We start from the raw sequence: 17,680 nt of genomic DNA on the forward strand, positions 1-17,680 counted from the left end.
TTGTACTGGCCGTACCCGCGCGGGTCGCACTGGAGGCCGGCGTTGACGCAGTGGCTGCCCCAGCTCATCGGCCTGGGCCGGTCGGGTGGCGACCGTCAAGGCGGTCGGGAGCGGGCCGACCGCGGCGGTCGCGGCCGGCGTGCGGAGTGTTCGGGACACCTTTGTCCTCCTGCCGACGGACGAGCGTGGCTGGGAGAGCGCTCTCCCGATTGAGGTTGCCCGCCCGCCACCGCGGTGTCAAGGCGCGGCGCATTGACAGGTCCGCAGTCCGTTCGCAACACTTCGAGCCGGGTTGAGAGAGCGCTCTCCCGCACCTCGACCCGACGATCCGGCAGGAGACGCCATGTACCGCCTCCGATCCGTCAGCACGGCACTCGCGCTGCTCATGGGACTCGCAGTGGTCCCGGGCACCGCGAACGCCGCACCCGTGCTGCTCTCCCAGGGCAAGCCGGCCACGGCGTCCTCGACCGAGGGCGCGGGCACACCCGCGTCGGCGGCCGTGGACGGCAACGCCGGCACCAGGTGGGCCAGCGCGTGGAGCGACCCGCAGTGGCTGCGGGTGGACCTCGGCGCCACCTCGCCCCTCAGCCGCGTCGAGCTCGACTGGGAAGCCGCGTACGCCACCTCGTTCCAGCTCCAGGTGTCGGCCGACGGCAACACCTGGACCACCGTGCACACCACGACCGCCGGCACGGGCGGCAGGCAGGGCTTCACCGTCACCGGGTCGGGCAGGCACGTCCGCGTGCACGGCACCCAGCGCGCCAACGGTTACGGCTACTCGCTGTGGGAGTTCCGCGTCTTCGGCACGCAGGGCGACACTCCCCCGCCCGGCACGGGCGTGCACGTCACCGGCTCCCAGGGCAACTGGCGGCTCGTGGTGGACGGTCAGCCGTGGACGGTGAAGGGCCTCACCTGGGGCCCGCCGGCGGCGGACGCGGCGCGCTACATGCCGGAGCTGAAGTCCATGGGCGTCAACACGTTGCGCACCTGGGGCACCGACGCCTCGACGCGACCCCTGCTGGACGCGGCGGCGGCCAACGGCATCAAGGTGATGAACGGCTTCTGGCTGCAACCCGGCGGTGGCCCCGGCTCCGGCGGGTGCGTCGACTACGTCACCGACGCCACTTACAAGAACGACATGATGAACACGATCCGGCAGTGGGTGACCACTTACAAGGACCACCCCGGCGTGCTCATGTGGAACGTCGGCAACGAGTCCATCCTGGGCCTGCAGAACTGCTACTCGGGCACGGAGCTGGAGAACCAGCGCGTCGCGTACGCCAAGTACGTCAACGAGGCCGCGCGCGCCATCCACGCCATCGACACCAACCACCCGGTCACGAACACCGACGCGTGGACCGGCGCGTGGACCTACCTCAAGGCGCACGCGCCCGACCTGGACCTGTACTCGGTGAACTCCTACGGCAACGTGTGCCAGGTCCGGCAGGACTGGATCAACGGCGGCCACACCAAGCCGTACATCCTCACCGAAGCGGGCCCGGCCGGTGAGTGGGAGGTGCCCAACGACGTCAACGGCGTGCCGAGCGAGCCGACGGACGTGCAGAAGCGGGACGGCTACACCCGGGCGTGGAACTGCATCACCGGGCACACCGGTGTGTCGTTCGGCGGCACGTTGTTCCACTACGGCACGGAGTACGACTTCGGCGCGGTGTGGTTCAACCTGACCCCGGCGGGCAAGAAGCGGCTGTCGTTCTACTCGGTGCAGCGGGCGTTCGGCGGCGCGACGCCGGCCAACACCCCGCCGGTGATCACCGGGATGACCCTGCCCACCAGCATCCCGGCCGGCGCGCGGCTCGACGTCGACGTGGCCGCGAGCGACCCGAACGGCGACCCGATCACCTGGTCGGCGGCGTTCAACAGCAAGTACGTCGACAACAGCGGCGGCTTGGGCTTCACGCCCGTGCAGGTGAACGGCAACCGGCTCAGCGTCACGGCACCCGATCGGCTCGGGGTGTGGAAGGTGTACGTGGTGGCCGAGGACGGCCGCGGCAACATCGGCATCGAGACGAAGTCGGTGCGGGTGGTCGCGCCGCAGCCGGCGGGCGTGGACGTGGCGCGGGGCAAGCCCGTCACGGCGTCGTCCTACCAGCAGGTGGGCGACGGCGCGCCGTTCCCGCCGGCCAACGCCGTCGACGGCGACGCGGGCACCCGCTGGGCGACCGACTGGTCCGACCCGCAGTGGTTGCGGGTCGACCTCGGCGCGGTGACCGCGTTCCACCACGTGCAGCTGGTGTGGGAGGGCGCGTACGGCCGGGCGTACGAGATCCAGGTGTCCGACGACGGCGCCACGTGGCGCCCGGTGCACGGCACCACCACCGGCAACGGGGGCGTCGACTCGATCGACGTCACCGCGACCGGCCGGTACGTGCGGCTGCACGCCACGCAGCGCGGCACCGGGTGGGGTTACTCGCTCTACGAGCTCGGCGTCTACCGGCGCTGACGGGGAAAGCCGGAGGGCCGGAGGGTGAATCCCTCTCCGGCCCTCCGGCCGTCGCGCCGCCGGGTGCGGCCACTCCGGCGACGACGCGCGGGTGAGGGGCGTGCCGCACAACACCCGCGGCACGCCCCTCGGCCGTTCCGTCAGCTGCCGCGGACGCGGCGAACCGTGTCCCGGTACCACAGCGCGCTGCTCTTCAAGGTGCGGACCTGGGTGTCGTAGTCCACGTGCACCAGGCCGAACCGCTTGTCGTAGCCGTAGGACCACTCGAAGTTGTCCATCAGGGACCACGCGAAGTAGCCGCGCACGTCCGCGCCCGCCGTGCGGGCCTTGGCCACGGCCGCGATGTGCGACTCCAGGTACGCCGTGCGGTCGTCGTCCTGCACGAAACCGCTGTCGTCGGCCTTGTCGTCGAACGCGGCGCCGTTCTCCGTGATGACCATCGGCACGCCCGGGTAGTCCTCGCCGATCTGCACGAGCAGGTTGGTGAAGCCCTCGGGGACGATCTCCCAGTCCATCGCCGTGACCGGGCGGCCGTAGCGGACCTCCCGGCAGACCGGCACGCCGTCGGCGTCGGCCGTGTTGCCGTCCTCGTCCACGCCGGAGAACTTCGAGCTGGAGTAGTAGTTCACGCCCAGCACGTCGATCGGCTGCTTGATGATCTCCAGGTCGCCCGGCTCCTCGGGGATCTTCACCCCACGCGCGGCCAGGTCGTCCACCACGTCGGCCGGGTAGTGGCCGCGCACCAGCGGGTCGAGGTAGATCCGCCGCGACAGGCCGTCCGCGCGGCGGGCCGCGTCGTGGTCGGCCTCGCTGTCGGTGGCGGGGCTCGCGTGGCTCATGTTGAGCGTGATGCCGAACTCCATGGGCCCGGTGGCCGCCTCGCGCATCCGCTGCGTGGCCAGGCCGTGGCCGAGCAGCAGGTGGTGCACGGCGTGGATGGCGGCCTCGAAGTCCTGCCTGCCGGGCGCCTGGCGGCCCTCGTAGTAGCCGAGCATCGCCGAGCACCACGGCTCGTTGAGGGTGGTCCAGTGGCGCACCCGGTCCGACAGCGCGTCGAACACGAGCATCGAGTAGTCGGCGAACCGGTAGGCGGTGTCGCGCACCGGCCAGCCGCCCGCGTCCTCCAACTCCTGCGGCAGGTCCCAGTGGTAGAGCGTGACCCACGGGTCGACGCCCTTGGCCAGCAGCTCGTCGACCAGCCGGTCGTAGAACGCCAGGCCGGGCGCGTTGACCGGGCCCCTGCCGCCCGGCTGCACGCGCGGCCAGGCGACGGAGAACCGGTAGGTGTCCACGCCGAGGGAGCCGATCAGCGCGACGTCCTCGGGCATGCGGTGGTAGTGGTCGCAGGCGATGTCGCCGTTGTCGCCGTTGTGCACCATGCCGGGCGTCCGGCAGTACGTGTCCCAGATGGATGGTCCACGACCGTCTTCCTCATGAGCCCCCTCGATCTGGTACGCGGAAGTCGCCACGCCCCAGCGGAACGAGGCGGGCAGGGTGTCGATCGCGGGGTCGAGCCCGACGGTCGGCGCCGTGGTGTCCATTGATCTCCTCTGGAGTCGGAACCCGTTGTCGTGAACGGGATCAGAGCCCGTTGTCGTGAACGGGGTGCAGCCAGCAGGCCACGGTGCGGTCGGCGGGACCCCCGTGTGCCGCGTGGTTCTTCGCGGGGGGCACGCCGAGCACCGGGACCTCCACACCGCAACGCTCCATTGCGTGCGGACAGCGTGGGTGGAACGCGCAGCCCGCAGGCATGGCGCGCAGGTCGGGCGGTGAGCCGGGGATGCCGGTCAGCTCGCGCTTCGGTCCGCGCAGCGCGGGGAAGGAGTTGAGCAGGCCGTGGCTGTAGGGGTGCAGCGGGTCGCGGTAGAGGTCGGCCGAGATCGCCTCCTCCACGATCCGACCGCCGTACATGATCGCGATCCGGTCGGAGAACTCGACCAGCAGCGACAGGTCGTGGGTGATGAACACGACCGAGAACCCGAGCCGTTCGCGCAGCTCGACGAGCTGGCGCAGGATCTGCCGCTGCACCACCACGTCCAGCGCGGTGGTCGGCTCGTCCATGATGACGACCTTCGGCTCCAGCGCCAGCGCCATGCCGATCATCACGCGTTGCCGCATGCCGCCGGAGAGCTGGTGCGGGTAGCTGTCCAGCCGGTCGGCGGAGATGCCGACCAGGTGCAGCAGCTCGCGGGCGCGGGCCAGCCGGGACGCGCTGCTGCCGCGCGGGTCGTGCGCCTTGATCACGTCGGTGAGCTGGGTGGAGATCCGGTGCACCGGGTTGAGCGAGTTCATCGCGCCCTGGAACACGATCGCGGTCTCCGCCCACCGGAACTTCCGCAGCTGCGGGTGGCTCATCCGCAGCACGTCGACCGGGTCGCCGCCGTCGGGGTGGTACAGCACCTCGCCGCCGGTGATCACGCCCGGCGGCGGCAGGAGCCTGGTCAGGCCGTAGGCCAGGGTCGACTTGCCGCTGCCGCTCTCGCCCGCGAGGCCGAGGACTTCGCCCCGGTGCAGGGTGAGGTCCACGTCGCGGATCGCGTGCACGGCCTCCTCGCCGAGGCCGTAGTCCACGTTCAGGCCGCGGATCTCCAGCACCGCGTCGGTCACGGCGTCTCCCTTCCCTCGGACCGGGCCTTCGTCGCGAGCACCGGCGTGAAGCCGACCCGCATCCGGACCGTGTGGCCGTCGGCGGTCTTGACCTCTGTCTTGCCGCCGCCGCGCAGCCGCGGGCTGACGAACTCGTCGATGCCGAAGTTCACCAGCGACAGCGCGGTGCCCAGGAGCGCGATGGCCAGGCCCGCGGGCACGAACCACCACCACGCGCCCTGCGCGAGGGCCTGCTGGCTCTGCGCCCAGTACAGGACAGTGCCCCAGTTCCAGTCGCCGCCCGCGCCGATGCCGATGAACGCCAGCGTGATCTCCAGGGTCACCGCGAAGATGACCGTGCCGACGAAACCGGAGGCGATGACCGCGGTGAGGTTCGGCAGGATCTCGAACAGGATGATCCGCGACGACTTCTCGCCGGTCGCCCGCGCGGCCTCCACGTAGTCACGGCCGCGCAGCGACAGCGTTTGCGCGCGGAGCACGCGTGCGCCCCAAGCCCACGACGTGAGTCCGATGACCAGGGCGATGGTGAGCGCGCCCGTCTCCGGCAGCGTCGACGTGATGATGATCATCAGCGGCAGCGCCGGGAGCACCAGGAACACGTTGGACAGCGCGGAGAGCACCTCGCTGCCCGCGCCCGCCAGGTAGCCGGACGTGACGCCGACCAGGATCGACAGGATCGTGGCCACGACGCCCGCGACGAACCCGACGACCATGACGCTGCGAGTGCCGACCACGACCTGGCTGAAGATGTCCTGCCCGAGGTGGGTGGTGCCGAACCAGTGCGCGGCCGACGGCGCCTGGAGCAGGTCGTTGCTGCGCCCGGAGGGGTCGTACGGCGCGATCCACGGCCCGATGACCGCGATCAGGGCGAAGAAGCCGAGGATGACCAGGCCGACGGTCGCTTTGGGGTTGGCCACGAACCGCAGCCTGCGGCGCTTCACGGGCGCCGCGACCGGGGTGGCGGTCCCGGTGGTGGGTACCACGGTCACGGCTCAGCCCTCCCGTCGGGTGCGCGGGTCGAGCGCGAGGTAGGCCACGTCGGCGAGGAAGTTCGCCAGCAGCACGGACAGCGTGATGATCAGGAAGATCCCTTGCATGAGCGGGTAGTCCTTGGCGCCGACGGCCTGGTACAGCTGCAGGCCGAGGCCCGGGTAGGAGAACACGATCTCCACCAGCAGCGTGCCGCCGACGATGAAGCCCAGCGACAGCGCGAAGCCGGAGACGTTCGGCAGCAACGCGTTGCGCGCCGCGTAGGACAGCATCACGCGCCGGTCGGACAGGCCCTTGGCGTGCGCGACGGTCACGTAGTCCTCGGAGGCCACCGTCACCATCATGTTGCGCATGGACAGGATCCAGCCCGCCATGGACGAGATCAGGATGGTGAACGCGGGCAGGATGCCGTGCCGCAGCACGCTGCCGATGAACTCCAGGTCCGGGTTGGGCACCAGGCCGTTGTCGTAGGCGCCCGACGCCGGGAAGAAGCTGTCCGGGCCGGTCAGCAGCGCGATCGCGATGAGGCCGAGCCAGAAGTACGGGATGGACGACACGAACGTGGTCACCGGGATCAGCGCGTCGGCCCACGAGCCGCGCCGCCAGCCGATGCCCGTGCCCAGCGCGGTGCCGATTCCGAAGCCCAGCACGGTGGTGATGCCGACCAGCCCCAGCGTCCAGGGCAGGCCGTCGCCGAGCACCTGCGACACCGGTGACGGGAAGTAGGTGAACGACAGGCCGAGGTCGCCGCTGAGCAGCTGGCCGAGGTAGGTGAAGTACTGCTCGACCAGGCTCGCGTCCTTGTCCAGCCCGAACAGCACGTACAGCGACTGCACGGCCTCGCTGGTCATCTGGCCGCGCGACCGGGTGATCAGCGCCTGCACCGGGTCGCCGGGGATGACGCGCGGGATGAAGAAGTTGATGGTGATCGCGGCCCACGCGGTGAACAGGTAGAACGCGATCCGCTTGAGGAGGTAGCTCACGACGCCCCCTCGACGCCGCGCAGCTTCACCTTGTCCGCGTCGGACAGACCGGCGTCGTAGAGCCAGCACGCGGCGAAGTGCGCGCCGGCGTTGCCGTCCGCCGTGCCGTGCGCGCTGTCGTCGTCGACGATGGCGAACCTCGGCGGGACCTTCTCCGCGCAGACCTTCATGGCGAACGGGCACCGCGGGTTGAACCGGCAGCCGTCGGGCGGGTTGATCAGCGACGGCGGCTCGCCCGTCCCGCCGTCCTTCTCCTGCGCGGCGGGCCGGTCGGGGTCCGGCGCGGAGTCGATCAGCAGCTGGGTGTACGGGTGCGCGGGCCGTTGGGTCACGGTCTCGCTGTCGCCGCCCTCGACCACGCGGCCGGCGTACATCACGAACGTCTCGTCGGCGAAGTAGCGGGCCGACGCGATGTCGTGGGTGATGTAGAGGATCGCGAGGTGCAGGCGTTCCTTGAGGTCGCGCAGCAGGTTCAGCACGCCGAGCCGGATGGACACGTCCAACATGGACACCGGCTCGTCGGCCAGCAGCACCTCGGGGTCGGAGCCGAGGGCGCGCGCGATGGCCACGCGCTGGCGCTGACCGCCGGACAGCTCGTGCGGGAACTTGTCCACGTACCGCTCGGGCGGGGTGAGCTGCACGCGGGTGAGCAGGTGGGCGAGCGCCTCCTCCAGCTCACGCGGCGTGCGGCCCGCGTTGCCGTGGATCTTCAACGCGCGGGTCAGGTGGTAGCGCACGGTGTGCACGGGGTTCAGCGAGGCGAACGGGTCCTGGAAGATCATCTGGACGCGCTTGCTGTACGCCCGGAAGCGCCTACCCCCCTTGGTCTTGACCGGCTCGCCGTGCAGCCGGACGGCGCCGGACGTCTGGGGGTAGAGCTGCGCCAGCAGGCGTGCCACCGTCGACTTGCCCGAACCGGACTCGCCGACCAGCGCGGTGACCCGGCCGCGGTGCAGCCGCAGCGTCACGTCCTCGACCGCGCGCACCGAGCGCGTGGTCTTCGACAGCAGCTCACGCCCGCGCTTGCGGACCGGGAAGTGCTTGGTCAGGCCATCGGCCTCCAGGACCACCTCAGTGGTCCCGGAGGCCGACGGTGCGGTGCTCGTCGTCATGCGGCCGGCTTCAGGTGCAGGACGACGTCGAGCGCGTTCTCCAGCGTGGGCTGCAGCGGCGCGTACTGGTTGGACTGGTCGGGCCAACCCACCCAGTTCTTGGTGCTGTACTGGCCGCCCGCGTTGGCCGCGGAGGTGATGGCGACCGGCATGTCCCGCACGTGGATCTGCTGGATCTTGTGCAGGGCCGCGGTGCGGGCCGCGTCGTCGGCGGCGTTGGCGTACTCGTTGAGCAGCGCGGTCGCCTCGGGGTTCTCGTAACGGCCGTAGTTGCCGTTGATGCCGCCCTCGCCGATCGGCTTGTACAGCGCGCCGTTCATGATGTTCTCGTAGATGTCGTACGGCGTCGGACCGTTGTTGCTCCAGTGCAGCGCGGCCTGGAAGTCACCGGTGTCGAGCGCCTTGCTCCACGCGTCGGCGTTCGGCAGGTCGACCGTGGCCTCGATGCCGATCTCGGACACGTTGTCCTTGATGATCTCCAGGTTCGTCACGTAGTCCGACCAGCCGGACGGCACGGTCATCTTCAGCGTGACGGGCTTGCCCGACGGGTCCTTGAGCTTGTCGCCGTCGAAGGTGAAGCCGGCGGCGGCCAGCTCCTTCTTCGCGCCGTCCACGTCGACCGTGACGATCTTGTTCTTGAACTCCGGCGCGATGTACGAGTCGCCGGCGGGCGTCGGGATGCCGGTGATGTTGTCGACCTTCGGGTAGAAGTACCCCGCCTCACCCTGCATGAAGATGTCGTCGCGGTTGATCACCATGTTGACCGCGCGGCGCAGGGCCGGGTTGTCCCACGGCGCGACCTTGGTGTTGAACCACAGGCCGTGGATGCCGAGCACCGGCGGGAAGTAGAGCTTGTAGTGCTCGGGGTCCTTCGAGGTGTAGACGGCCTCGTAGTTCGGGATGAACACGAAGCTCCACTCGGCCGCGCCGGTCGCGAGGGCCGTGGTCTGCGCGTTGTTGTCGCTGTAGGAGGTGTAGCGGACCTCCTTGACCTTCGGCAGCTCCTGCCAGTACGAGTCGCGCACGGTCAGGGTGACGGTCTGCGGCGTGAACGACTTCAGCGTGTACGGGCCGCTGCCGACCGGGTTCTTGAGCGTGTCCGTGCTCGGGTCCGCCATCGTCGACCAGATGTGCTTGGGCACGATCAGCTGCTCGAGGATCTTCTTCTGGTTGACGAACTGCGACCTCGGGAAGCCGACCTCGACCTTGCTCCCGGAGGCGGTGATCACGTCGTAGGGCACGGAGTCGACGTTCAGGCCGGGGTTCTTCTTCAGCAGCTCGAAGGTGAACGCCACGTCCTCGGCGGTCAGCGGCTTGCCGTCCGACCACGTCGCGCCGTCGCGGATGGTCAGGCTCAACTTGTGGAAGTTCTCGGTCCACTCCCACTCCGTGGCCAGCCACGGCTTGGGCTTCTCCGCGGGCTTGGTCTCGTTGACCATGGTCAGCGGCTCGAAGATCAGCCGCCGGTAGCCGAGCGAGCTGGCCGCGGACGTGTTGAGGAACGGGTTGTTGTTCTCGGTCTGCGGACCGTTCGGCATGCCCACGTTCAGCACGCCTTCGTTCGTGCTGTTCGCGCCGGGGTTCGAGGTCGAACAGGCTGCCGAGAACAGCAGTGCTGCCGCGACGGCGAGGGCGGACGTTCGCCTGAGTCGCATGGGTTCTCCTTGTCGGGCGGGGAAGGGCGAGCGCTCGGGAGTGCGGGCCGCGCGTGCCATCGCGGCTGGGACGCTGGACGCGTCCTCGTGTCGTTGCAGACTCAACCCCGGTGAGCCAAGTCACGTCAATCACGAACAGGTTACAAACTTAGCCTAATTTTAAGTCGCAAACTAAGGTCCGTGCCGTGGCACCGAAGCGCACCACCGTCCGCGACCTGCGTCGGCAGAACCGGTCGACCCTGCTGTCGACGCTGTTCTTCGACGGGCCGTTGAGCAGGTACGAGCTGTCCCGGCTGTCGGGGCTGTCGGCGGCGACGGTGTCCAACGTGACCGGCGAGCTGGTCGACGACGGGCTCGTGGTGGAGGCCGGTTCGGTGGACTCGGACGGCGGCCGGCCGCGCGTGCTGCTGCGCGTGAACCCCGCGTTCGCGCACGTGGTCGGGGTCGACGTCGGCGAGACCGGGATCAAGGTCGAGCTGTTCGACCTGGCGTTGACCCAGTTGGCCGCCCTCGACCACGCCTTGTCGCCGTGCTCGCCCGCCGCGGTGGCGTCGTTGATCGCGTCGTCGGTCCGGGACGTGGTCGCCTCGGCGGGCGTTGCGGCGTCGACCGTGCTGGGGGTCGGGATCGGCGTTCCCGGGACGGTGGAGCAGGGTGCGACGGCGGTCGTGCACGCGCCCACCATCGGGTGGGACGGCGTGCGGCTGGAGGAGCTGGTCGCGTCGGCGTCCTCGTCCGCCTGGCCGCTGTACGTGGAGAACGGGGCGAAGACGCAGGGCCAGGCCGAGATGTGGTTCGGCGCGGGCCGGGGCGCGAAGCACGTCGTCATAGCCCTCATCGGCTCCGGCGTCGGCGCGGCGGTCGTCACCGACGGCGGGGTCTACCGGGGCGCCACCAGTTCGGCGGGCGAGTGGGGCCACACGACGATCGTCTACGGCGGTCGGCCGTGCCGGTGCGGCGCCCTGGGCTGCCTGGAGGCCTACGTGGGCGCCGACGGCATCCTCGACCGGTACCGCAAGGCGCGTGGGCGTGAGCTGCCGGCGGGTGACGAGCAGTCCACCGTGGCGGCCCTGATCGACTCCGCGCCCCGCTCCAGGACCGCTGCCCGCGTGCTCGAGGAGACCGCCGGCTACCTGGGCGCGGGCATCGCGAACCTGGTGAACCTGTTCAACCCGGAGCGCATCGTCCTGGGCGGTTGGGCCGGGCTGGCCCTGGGCGCGCACCAGCTGGACCGGATCGTGGCCGCCACCCGCGCGCACGCCCTGCGGCACCCGTACGAGCAGATCTCGATCGAACTGGGCCGCCTGGGACCGGACGCCGTCGCCGTCGGCGCCGCCACCCTCCCCGTCGCCGCCCTCCTGGACCGCGCCGCCGACCCGCGCAAACCGTCCGCGCCCGACCTGAGCGTCGAACTCGGGGTGCCCGAACGCAGGACTCGCGCGTTCTGAACGCAGGACTCTCTCGAGAGTCCTACGTTCGCGTCCCGCGTGTCGAACGCTCAGGACCCCCGAGTTCAACGCTCAGGTAGTTGACAGAGCGGGCCGGGTGGCCTGACGCTGGACGGGAGAGCGCTCTCCGAGGCAAGGGGTCGGGTGTGGACGAGCCGGATCTGGGTCTGCTGGTCGGCAAGCTGGACGTGGCGCGCAAGGTCCGGCTGCTGACCGGCGCCACGGGGTGGCGGACGCACGACGAGCCGGACGTCGGCCTGCGGTCCATCGTGGTGTCGGACGGGCCGATCGGCGTGCGCGGCCAGGGTTGGGACGAGCGCAGCACGTCACTGGCCCTGCCCTCCCCCACCGCGCTGGCCGCCACCTGGGACGTCGCCCTGGTGCGACGGCTGGGCGTGCTGCTGGCGGCGGAGGCGCGGCGCAAGGGCGTCGACGTGCTGCTCGCGCCCACGCTCAACCTGCACCGGTCGCCGTTCGCCGGCCGGCACTTCGAGTGCTACTCCGAGGACCCGCTGCTCACCGGCCGCATCGGCGCGGCCTACATCACCGGCGTGCAGAGCGGCGGGGTGGCCGCCACCGCCAAGCACTACGTGGCCAACGACTCCGAGACCGAACGCATGACGCTGGACGCCGACGTCGACGAACGCACCCTGCACGAGGTCTACCTGGCCCCGTTCGAGGCCGCCGTCGAAGCCGGGGTGTGGGTGGTGATGTCGGCCTACAACGGCGTCAACGGCGTCACCATGTCGGAGAACCCGCTGCTCGACGAGCCGTTGAAGGGCTCCTGGGGCTTCGACGGCCTGGTGGTCTCAGACTGGGGCGCGATCCGGTCCACCGCGCCGTCCGCGCGCGCGGCCCAGGACCTCGCCATGCCCGGCCCGGAGAGCCCGTGGAACGACCTGGTCGCCGCCGTCGAGAACGGCGAGGTGCCGGAGAGCGCGCTGGACCTGAAGGTCGAACGACTGCTCCGCCTGGCCTCCAGGGTCGGCGCCCTCAACGGCACCACCGCCCGAGAACCCCACGTCGACGCCCCACTGGACATGCTCCGCGAAGCCGTCGCCGCGAGCACCGTGCTGCTGCGCAACGACGGCATCCTCCCGCTGTCGCCCGGCGTGAAGGTCGCCGTCCTCGGACCCAACGCCGCCACGGCCCGGATCCAGGGCGGCGGCAGCGCGGGCGTCTACCCCGAGTCGGTCGTGTCCTTCCTGGACGGCCTCGAGGAGGTCGCCGAAGTCGTGCACACCGCCGGCGTCCGACTCCAGGACCGCCCCGCGCCCCTGACCACCGCCAACACCCGACACCCGCACCACGGCGAGCCGGGCGTGCTGGTCCGCCTCCTCGACGCCGACGGCGCGGAGCTGTCCGCCGAACACCGGTTCCTCGGCCGCATCCTGGAAGTGCCCCTGGTCGACGGCGCGCGCACGATCGAGGTCCACGGCAAGCTCGACGTGGACGTGACCGGCGACTGGACGATCTCCGTGGCCGGCTTCGGCCGCCTCACCGTCGACCTGGACGGCAACCGCCTGGTCGACGAAGACGTCCCGCTCGACACCGACGACCCGGCCGTCATCCACCTCACCCCACCGTGCCGACAAGCCACCGCGCACCTCGAAGCGGGCACGACGGTCGACCTCGTCGCACGCCGTGAGCTGCGTGAGGACACCGGCACAGCCACCGTCCTCGCCGCCGACCCACCACACCTGAGCGCCGCCGACGAACTGGCCCGTGCAGTCGGCCTGGCCCGCACCAGTGACGTCGCCGTGGTCGTCGTCGGCACCACGGACGAGATCGAGAGCGAAGGCTTCGACCGCACGTCCCTGGCCCTGCCCGGCCGTCAGGACGAGTTGGTGCGCGCCGTCCGTGCGGTGAACGACCGCACCGTGGTCGTCGTCAACTCCGGCGGCCCGGTCGAACTGCCGTGGCGCGACGAGGTCGCCGCCGTCCTGCTGACCTGGTTCCCGGGCCAGGAAGCCGGCCACGGCCTGGCCGACGTGCTCTTCGGCGTCCGCGAGCCGGGCGGCCGACTACCAACCACCTGGCCAGTCACCCAGCAGGACCTGCCCGTGTCGAACGTCCAACCCCACCACGGCGTCCTGCGCTACGACGAGGGCCTCCACCTGGGCTACCGCGCGTGGCACCGCGCCGAGGCCGACCCGGCCTACTGGTTCGGCCACGGCCTCGGCTACACCACCTGGGCCTACGAACACGCCACCACCACCGGATCCGGCATCCGCGTGCGCATCCGCAACACCGGTGACCGCCCCGGCCGCGAGGTCGTGCAGGTCTACGTGACGCGGCCGGACAGCGCGATCGAACGCCCGAAACGCCAACTGGCCGCCTGGACCATCCCATCCGCCGGCCCGGGCGAAACCGTCGAAGCGGACATCGAGATCCCCCACCGCGCCTACCAGCACTGGACCCCCACGGGCTGGGCAACCGAACCAGGCACCTTCACCCTGCTGATCGGCCCATCCTCCGGCAACACACCCCTCACCCTCCGACACCCCCTCAACGCCAACCCCGACCACCCAACCCACAACCGCCGCACAACGGACCCGGAACACCCCGCCGAGGCCCGAGGTGGCATGGGCCGGGCTTGACCCACGAGCGTTGAACTCGGGTACTCCGAACGTAGGACTCTCGCGCTCTGAACGTGGGACACGCGGGACCTGAGCGTTCGACACGCCCGAGCGCGAGGACGGAGAGCGCTCTCCGACGCATGGCAGAATGACCGCATGAGCAGACCGCCGACGACCCCGCCGACGTTGGAAGACGTGGCGCGGGTCGCCGGCGTGTCCCGCGCCACCGTCTCCCGCGTCATCAACGGCACCCGCAACGTCGACCGCAAGATCCAGGAAGTCGTGCGCGCCGCCATCGACAAGACCGGGTACGCGCCCAACCGCGCCGCACGGTCCCTGGTCACCAGGAGGGCCGGGACGCTCGCGCTGGTGGTGTCCGGCGCAGGCGATCCAGGCGACGAGGACGCCTTCGCCGCACGCGTGTTCTCCGACCCGTTCTTCGGCCGGGTGGCCAGCGGTGTCCTCAGTTTCCTGCGCACGCGCGGCGTGCACCCGGTGCTGATGGTCGCCGACACCGAACCGGCCCGCGAGGACGTGCTGTCGTTCCTCCGCCAGGGCAGCGCGGACGGCGCGCTGCTGGTCTCGACCCACGCCGAGGACCCGCTGCCCGCCCGACTGGTCGCAGCCGAACTGCCCGCCGTGCTGTTCGCGCGCCCGGCCCGTCCCGCGCCGATCAGCTACGTCGACCTCGACCACCAGGCCGGCGCGAAGCTCGCCGCCGACCACCTGGTGCGCCGCGGCTGCGCGCAGGTCGCCACGATCACCGGTCCGCTGGACGTGCCCGCGTCCCAGGACCGGCTGACCGGGTTCCGCGACGCCATGGCGAGGCACGGTTTCCCGTACGTGCCGATCGCCGAGGGCGGCTTCACCTCGATCAGCGGCGAGGCCGCGATGGAACGGCTGCTGGCCGAACACCCCGACATCGACGGCGTGTTCGCGGCGAACGACCTGATGGCGCAAGGCGCCCTGCTGGTGCTGCACAAGCACCAGAGGCGCGTCCCGGACGACGTGGCGCTGGTGGGTTTCGACGACAGCAGCCCCGCGCAGTCCTGCCGACCGAGGCTGACCACGGTGCGGCAACCGGTGGAGGACATGGCGGCCGGGATGTCCCGGTTGCTGCTGGACCACGTCGAAGAACCGGGACTGCGCCCCAGGTCCGTCATCTTCGAACCCTCGCTCGTCGTGCGGGATTCCGCCTGAACGCCGCCTGAACCGTCGTCGGCGCTGAACCGTCGTTGACGTCTTCGCAACATCGGCGTTACGCTCCGAGAGAGCGCTCTCTCAGCGCCTCCGGTGCCACGGAGGCACGGCTCCGGGCCTTCTCGCGCCCCTTACCTCGTCAGGTAGGACAATGAGCTCTCCCCGTTCCCTGTCACGGGTTCTGACCGCCGCGCTGGCACTCGGCCTCGCCGCGGTGCTCAGCCCCGTGATCACCCAGTCCGCGCAGGCCGCCGAGTGCGGCACGACCAACGCCGCGCTGAACCGCCCGGCGACCGCGTCGTCCGTCGAGAACGGCGGCACCCCTGCCGCCGCCGCGGTCGACGGCAACACCGGCACGCGCTGGTCCAGCGCGTTCACCGACCCGCAGTGGGTCCAGGTGGACCTCGGCTCGACGCAGCAGGTGTGCCGCGTGACGCTGACCTGGGAGGCCGCGTACGGCCGGGCGTTCCAGGTGCAGCTGTCGGACAACGCGTCCACTTGGAACACCGTCTACTCCACCACCACCGGCACGGGTGGCGTGCAGAACCTGACCGTCACGGGCGCCGGCCGCTACCTCCGGGTCCACGGCACGGCGCGCGCCACCGGCTACGGCTACTCACTGTGGGAGCTGGCAGTCAACACCGAGACGACCGGCGGACCCGTCATCCCGCCCACCGACCCGCGCAACCCCGACTTCGGTCCCAACGTGCTCGTCTACGGCCCCGGCTACGACCGGGGCGCGATGCAGTCGCGGCTGGACCAGATCGCCACCCAGATGAAGACCAACCAGTTCGGCAGCGAGCGGTACGCCGTGCTGTACAAGCCGGGCGTGTACGACGCGGACGTCAACCTCCGCTTCTACACCCAGGTCGCGGGCCTCGGCCTGCGTCCGGACGACGTGCGGCTCAACGGCCACGTGCGCGTCGAGGCTGACTGGCTCCAGCAGGGCGACAACCCGGACAACCTCGGCAACGCCACGCAGAACTTCTGGCGCCAGGCCGAGAACCTGCACGTCAACCTGCCGGCCGGGCAGATCGAGCGGTGGGCCGTGTCGCAGGCCGCGTCCTACCGGCGGATGCACCTCAGCGGCCAGATCCACCTGTGGAACGGCGGCGACGGCTGGGCGTCCGGCGGTCTGATCGTGGACAGCAAGATCGACGGTGTCGCGGTCTCCGGTTCGCAGCAGCAGTTCCTGACCCGCAACAGCAACCTCGCGGGCGGCTGGAGCGGCTCGGTGTGGAACATGGTGTTCGTCGGCACGCAGGGCGCGCCCGCGCAGCACTTCCCGAACCCCTCGCACACCACCGTCGACACCAGCCCGGTCGTGCGCGAGAAGCCTTTCCTGTACTTCGAGAACGGCGAGTACAAGGTCTTCGTCCCGGCGCTGCGGCAGAACGCCCGCGGCACGAGCTGGGAGGCGGGCGCGCCCGCCGGCCAGTCGATCTCGCTGGCGGACTTCTTCATCGTCAAGCCCGGCACCCCGGTGGCGACGACGAACGCGGCGCTGGCGCAGGGCAAGCACCTGCTGCTGACGCCGGGTGTGCACCGCCTCACCGACACGATCAACGTGACCCGGCCGAACACCGTGGTGCTCGGCCTCGGCCTGGCGACCCTCTCCCCCGACACCGGCAAGGCGGCGATGGCGGTGTCCGATGTGGACGGTGTCAAGCTGGCCGGGTTCCTGGTCGACGCCGGTGTGCAGAACTCCCCCGTGCTGCTCCAGCTCGGCCCGACGACCTCGTCGGCGTCGCACGCCGCCAACCCGACCTCGATGCACGACGTGTACCTGCGCGTCGGCGGTCCCCAGGCGGGCAAGGCGACGACCTCGCTGGAGATCAACAGCGACCACGTGATCGTGGACCACACCTGGGTGTGGCGCGCCGACCACGGCACGGGCCCGACCGGCTGGACCGCCAACACCGGCCGCAACGGCGTCGTCGTCAACGGCGACAACGTGACGGCGTACGGGTTGTTCGTCGAGCACTACCAGGAGTACAACACGGTGTGGAACGGCAACGGCGGCCGAACGTACTTCTACCAGAACGAGCTGCCGTACGACCCGCCGAACCAGGCCGCGTGGATGAACGGCTCGAAGCTGGGCTGGGCCGGGTACAAGGTGGCCGACCACGTCACGACCCACGAGGGTTGGGGCATGGGCGTGTACGCCTTCAACCAGGCCGACCCGAGCATCCGGACGGCGAACGGCTTCGAGGTGCCCAACCGGTCGGGCGTGCGGCTGCACGACCTGGTGACGGTGTCGCTCGGCGGCGTCGGCACGATCGACAACGTCGTGAACGGCATCGGTGGCGCGGCGAACATGGCCACGCAACAGCGTTACGTCGTCAACTACCCGTGATCGCGTGAGCAACCGCCCCGCCGAGGCTTTCGTCCTCGGCGGGGCGGTTCGCGTTGTCCGGCGCTCTGCGCCGCGGCGACGCCGCGGAACCGCTTCACGAAGCCGGAGGGTGAAAACCGGATCTGGCGGGTTCGCCCGGTCGGCTGGTGCCGTGTCCGGTATGGCCCGGGCGACTGCCCTCCGCCACCTTGCGCCGGGCGTCACGTCATTCCGACTCGCACGGGTGAATGCCGGCAGGTTCACTGAAGAGGTGTGGACTCACCTCCCACCCGGCGCTCGCAGTCGAGTC

The 17,680-nt window shown here is 70.6% G+C and carries 11 protein-coding genes; 5 read left to right on the top strand and 6 right to left on the bottom strand.

The window, feature by feature from the left end:
- The first annotated feature begins 343 nt into the window (after positions 1 to 343).
- On the top strand, positions 344 to 2,461 hold the full coding sequence (locus AB0H12_RS03260) for a discoidin domain-containing protein (protein ID WP_499620436.1): 2,118 nt from the start codon (positions 344 to 346) through the stop codon (positions 2,459 to 2,461).
- A gap of 140 nt (positions 2,462 to 2,601) precedes the next feature.
- Here the strand turns inward: AB0H12_RS03260 and AB0H12_RS03265 are convergent, their stop codons facing one another.
- Genes AB0H12_RS03265 through AB0H12_RS03290 form a run of 6 tightly spaced genes read right to left on the bottom strand, consistent with a single transcriptional unit; the run spans position 2,602 to position 9,808 of the window.
- Positions 2,602 to 4,002, bottom strand: a complete 1,401-nt coding sequence (locus AB0H12_RS03265) for a GH1 family beta-glucosidase (RefSeq protein ID WP_499620438.1) — start codon at positions 4,000 to 4,002, stop codon at positions 2,602 to 2,604.
- Between the two features lie 40 nt (positions 4,003 to 4,042).
- Positions 4,043 to 5,068, bottom strand: a complete 1,026-nt coding sequence (locus tag AB0H12_RS03270) for an ABC transporter ATP-binding protein (RefSeq protein ID WP_499620440.1) — start codon at positions 5,066 to 5,068, stop codon at positions 4,043 to 4,045.
- Positions 5,065 to 6,057: an ABC transporter permease gene (locus AB0H12_RS03275; RefSeq protein WP_499620442.1), complete on the bottom strand. Its 993-nt coding sequence runs from the start codon at positions 6,055 to 6,057 to the stop codon at positions 5,065 to 5,067. The genes AB0H12_RS03270 and AB0H12_RS03275 overlap by 4 nt, the downstream gene beginning before the upstream one ends.
- 3 nt (positions 6,058 to 6,060) lie before the next feature.
- Positions 6,061 to 7,041: an ABC transporter permease gene (locus AB0H12_RS03280; protein WP_499620443.1), complete on the bottom strand. Its 981-nt coding sequence runs from the start codon at positions 7,039 to 7,041 to the stop codon at positions 6,061 to 6,063.
- On the bottom strand, positions 7,038 to 8,153 hold the full coding sequence (locus AB0H12_RS03285; protein WP_499620446.1) for an ABC transporter ATP-binding protein: 1,116 nt from the start codon (positions 8,151 to 8,153) through the stop codon (positions 7,038 to 7,040). The genes AB0H12_RS03280 and AB0H12_RS03285 overlap by 4 nt, the downstream gene beginning before the upstream one ends.
- Complete coding sequence (locus AB0H12_RS03290) at positions 8,150 to 9,808, bottom strand: ABC transporter substrate-binding protein (protein WP_499620447.1); 1,659 nt, start codon at positions 9,806 to 9,808, stop codon at positions 8,150 to 8,152. Before AB0H12_RS03290 ends, AB0H12_RS03285 begins: the two co-directional genes overlap by 4 nt.
- A 185-nt stretch (positions 9,809 to 9,993) precedes the next feature.
- On the opposite strand from AB0H12_RS03290, the gene AB0H12_RS03295 reads away from it, so the two are divergent.
- The 4 genes from AB0H12_RS03295 to AB0H12_RS03310 all read left to right on the top strand — a co-directional run bounded on the left by AB0H12_RS03295 (position 9,994) and on the right by AB0H12_RS03310 (position 17,391).
- Entirely contained in the window at positions 9,994 to 11,256 is a 1,263-nt protein-coding gene (locus tag AB0H12_RS03295) for an ROK family transcriptional regulator (RefSeq protein WP_499620449.1), read from the top strand.
- A gap of 146 nt (positions 11,257 to 11,402) precedes the next feature.
- Positions 11,403 to 13,856 (top strand): glycoside hydrolase family 3 C-terminal domain-containing protein, encoded by a 2,454-nt coding sequence (locus tag AB0H12_RS03300; protein ID WP_499620451.1) that lies wholly within the window; start codon positions 11,403 to 11,405, stop codon positions 13,854 to 13,856.
- Between the two features lie 135 nt (positions 13,857 to 13,991).
- Complete coding sequence (locus AB0H12_RS03305) at positions 13,992 to 15,035, top strand: LacI family DNA-binding transcriptional regulator (RefSeq protein ID WP_499620453.1); 1,044 nt, start codon at positions 13,992 to 13,994, stop codon at positions 15,033 to 15,035.
- Between the two features lie 151 nt (positions 15,036 to 15,186).
- Positions 15,187 to 17,391 carry a pectate lyase-like domain-containing protein gene (locus AB0H12_RS03310; protein ID WP_499620455.1) on the top strand — a complete coding sequence of 735 codons (2,205 nt, stop codon included), beginning with the start codon at positions 15,187 to 15,189 and terminating at the stop codon, positions 17,389 to 17,391.
- Positions 17,392 to 17,680: the final 289 nt, after the last annotated feature.

It is taken from the genome of Actinosynnema sp. NPDC023794, assembly GCF_040639675.1.
In the GTDB taxonomy this organism is placed as follows: domain Bacteria; phylum Actinomycetota; class Actinomycetes; order Mycobacteriales; family Pseudonocardiaceae; genus Actinosynnema; species Actinosynnema luteola.

Coding starts and splice junctions, on each gene's coding strand:
- AB0H12_RS03310 (WP_499620455.1), top strand. CDS start 15,187: ATGAGCTCTCCCCGTTCCCTGTCACGGGTTCTGACCGCCGCGCTGGCA.
- AB0H12_RS03265 (WP_499620438.1), bottom strand. CDS start 4,002: ATGGACACCACGGCGCCGACCGTCGGGCTCGACCCCGCGATCGACACC.
- AB0H12_RS03305 (WP_499620453.1), top strand. CDS start 13,992: ATGAGCAGACCGCCGACGACCCCGCCGACGTTGGAAGACGTGGCGCGG.
- AB0H12_RS03260 (WP_499620436.1), top strand. CDS start 344: ATGTACCGCCTCCGATCCGTCAGCACGGCACTCGCGCTGCTCATGGGA.
- AB0H12_RS03290 (WP_499620447.1), bottom strand. CDS start 9,808: ATGCGACTCAGGCGAACGTCCGCCCTCGCCGTCGCGGCAGCACTGCTG.
- AB0H12_RS03285 (WP_499620446.1), bottom strand. CDS start 8,153: ATGACGACGAGCACCGCACCGTCGGCCTCCGGGACCACTGAGGTGGTC.